Raw genomic sequence first — 2,883 nt, 5'->3', positions numbered from 1 at the left:
TTTCTTCACAAGAGATGGTACAGGAAGGATTTACCGGAACCTTCAATCAATTAGCCGAATACCTAAAGATATAAACCGTTTGATATAGCCGCAGCTATAAAACACCTACCAACGGTGTTTTTTTGTTATTTATAACTATCTGCTGCCCGTTAGCTGAACAAAATTCAATTATTATCCAGTTCGGATAATCGCCTATACAAAGCTGACCTTGTGACATTCGTTATTTCACAAATTTGCTTTACAGTCATTTTGCCTTCTTGATAAAGCTTTACTGCATAGTGAATCCCGGCATGTTTTTGGTGATACTTCTTGACTCTTCCACGGTATTTCCCTTCCTTCTTGGCAAGATTAATTCCCTCACGTTGACGCATTCGAATGAGATCATGCTCCAATTGGTTTACTCCACCCATCACGATCATAAGGAATTGACTGTAAGGATTTTCTTCAACAAGCTGTTCTATAGCTGATTTATTCGTTTCCAAAAGAAGTCATTTTAATTCAAAGATGTTTGATAAACACTAGGAGGAAGGAGCCTAGTCAAGAGATATGGATGAGGATATGATTGGGATAATGAAACTTGGTAATATTCCTAGGGAAAATAGCTGAAATGATGCATTTCCTGTTTATTACAGTAGCGAAAGAGCAGTATGTTGAACCAGGTTCTTCTCTATGGAAACCATTTGGTACGGGGCATATCAGGGTGAACCTCTGCTCGTTCGCCAATCATGGTCTAATTCTTCTTTTTAAGGCTTGATAACGGTAACCATTTTTGGGAGAGAATAAAAATCCCCCTATGCTTTTCTTCCATCTCTCCTTTACTCCTTCATAAAAGAGAAAAATAATGGAGAATGCAGTCAAAGCTAAATTGATAAGATAAAATTCGCGTCCGTAAAAATCAGGATTCCAGTAAGATATCGGACCTCGTAAAGTCCAATTGCTCACCGGAAAAAGAAATGAAACAGCATCTGTCACATGAGTGAATACATCGACTATCAAATGACCGCACCATCCCAATAAAAAAGCTTTTGAAGCTCCTAGCTTCCCTCCTTTAGTCCAAATCAGTGTAAAGTATGCAATGCCCCATAAAAATAGGGAGTGTGTGATCATTCTTACAGTTGCCACATACGGATCAGCGAAAACTTTGCCAAACAGAAGATTGATCCGACGAAACGACTGGTCAGATAATACATCAGGAGAGTAACCGGATATCACCAGTTTGATTAACTCAAATATGAGCTGTGGGTTAAGGACAGCTTCTTTTATTCCCATATAAGCAAAAGCGAAAAAGTATATCAAGTCCGGAGATACTGAACCTATGACAAACCACTTTACATATGGTTTCTTTTTACGGGTGAAAAAATAGGTCCAGAAAGCATGGTCAAATGATGTCAAATTCCATGTCACACCCTTATTTTATAAACCAATTTAACTTGCTTAACTTGATCAAAACATCATCTGAATTAAGCTTTACCGAGCTGGATAATCGGCATGTATCCCTTATTTTGGTTTCATTGTCTATCTTTCAATGGAATGTTCGGATGGAGGCTCCGATTCCAAGAAAAAAGCAGGAATTATTCGATTTACTTCCGGCTCCTTATGAGTATAGATAAACTGCTTCATTAAATCATTTAATTCAAAAGCGGCCTTCGTGGGAATTTGATGCTTGACATTTTCGATCCATTTCAATTCATTGTTAGGCAACTTGGCATGCATCAATTTGGCATAACGATAAAATCCTTTGTCTTTTTGTCCATAGATTAATAAAACGGGAGTTTCAATTTTTCCTAATTGATTTGTACAATTATAGGACAAGCTATATCGATAATATTCTTCAATATTTTGAGTATTTCCCTTTTGCTCTTCCCTAACCATTTTCCAAAATGAGGACTTGGTATTGGTATTCGTCCATGATGTAGACAAAGCTAGTGCTAACAGAGCTTTGGATTTGGCAAGTGTGATCCCTAATACAATCTTATTTTTCAAAAACCAATCGCTGACTTCAGACATCCCACTAATCACGATCCCACCCCATGCTCGATCAGCCTGAGACAGTAAAAATTCAAGAACGATGGATCCTCCTGTAGAATAGCCGCAAATAAATGCTTTTTGAATTTCCAAATGATTTAATAATTGCTTCATATCCTCCACAATCAAAGGATAAGTCAATGGCTGTTTCGAAAATGCACTTCTTCCATGCCCTCGTATATCAAAGGTAATGACCTGAAAATATTTTGATAATTCTTCCACTTGGTACTTGAAATTGAAATGAGTAAGTACTGGGGGATGGATAAAGAGGATGGGTGTCCCTTGACCTTGAACCGTAAAATATAGTCTGCAACCGTTCACCATGATGAAGGCCATATCCGATCACCTCAGTCTCAAAAGAGTTCAAAAGCTACGTTAATCATGAATGGATTAACGTTCATTATGTTCTTGCTTTAGATTCTTGTATAGAAACATTGTTATCATTCCCTAGTTCTTTGTTAGTATCCAAATGAGTTAAAACATTCTGCGCCTCCACCATTTTCATATCCTGTCGATTCCTTAGAATCCCGAGTAAGTCAAATTGAAAAACAGGAACCACAGTATAATGGTTTTTAAAACAATGAAAAGCCCCCATTTTTCCAGAGGCCACTGAAAAAGTAGTCCTTTTCGAAAAATGAGCTTTTTTAGGGGGGACAAAAATGTCTCCCTGTACGACAAACGAGCCTTAGAAGCGATTCTATAGGCTCATTTTTCTTTAATCATTTTTCATTTTTAAAAAAGTGGACTTTTTCAGCGGCCTCTTTTTCCAGGGGGTCTTTTCTACTATTTTAAATGTTGTATAAATGAATAATAATAAAAATTGCTTTATCTTAACCTTTCTTCGAGCCGTTCAATAAT

The 2,883-nt window shown here is 37.1% G+C and carries 2 protein-coding genes and 1 pseudogene; all 3 read right to left on the bottom strand.

What is annotated here, in order from left to right:
* Positions 1-164: 164 nt before the first annotated feature.
* Positions 165-452: pseudogene (locus ACGLXV_RS11380) on the bottom strand (helix-turn-helix domain-containing protein); the annotation flags it as partial.
* 271 nt (positions 453-723) lie between these two features.
* A complete protein-coding gene (locus ACGLXV_RS11375) occupies positions 724-1,392 on the bottom strand; it encodes a zinc dependent phospholipase C family protein (RefSeq protein WP_391558676.1) in 669 nt (222 codons plus the stop codon).
* A 123-nt stretch (positions 1,393-1,515) separates the two neighbouring features.
* A complete protein-coding gene (locus ACGLXV_RS11370) occupies positions 1,516-2,361 on the bottom strand; it encodes an alpha/beta fold hydrolase (RefSeq protein ID WP_391558675.1) in 846 nt (281 codons plus the stop codon).
* Positions 2,362-2,883: the final 522 nt, after the last annotated feature.

Origin of the sequence: Robertmurraya sp. (assembly GCF_036676585.1) — a bacterium.
Classification (GTDB): Bacteria; Bacillota; Bacilli; order Bacillales; family Cytobacillaceae; genus Robertmurraya_A.
Note: the sequence above shows the minus strand (reverse complement) of the source record. Positions and strands in the feature narration are given on the sequence as shown.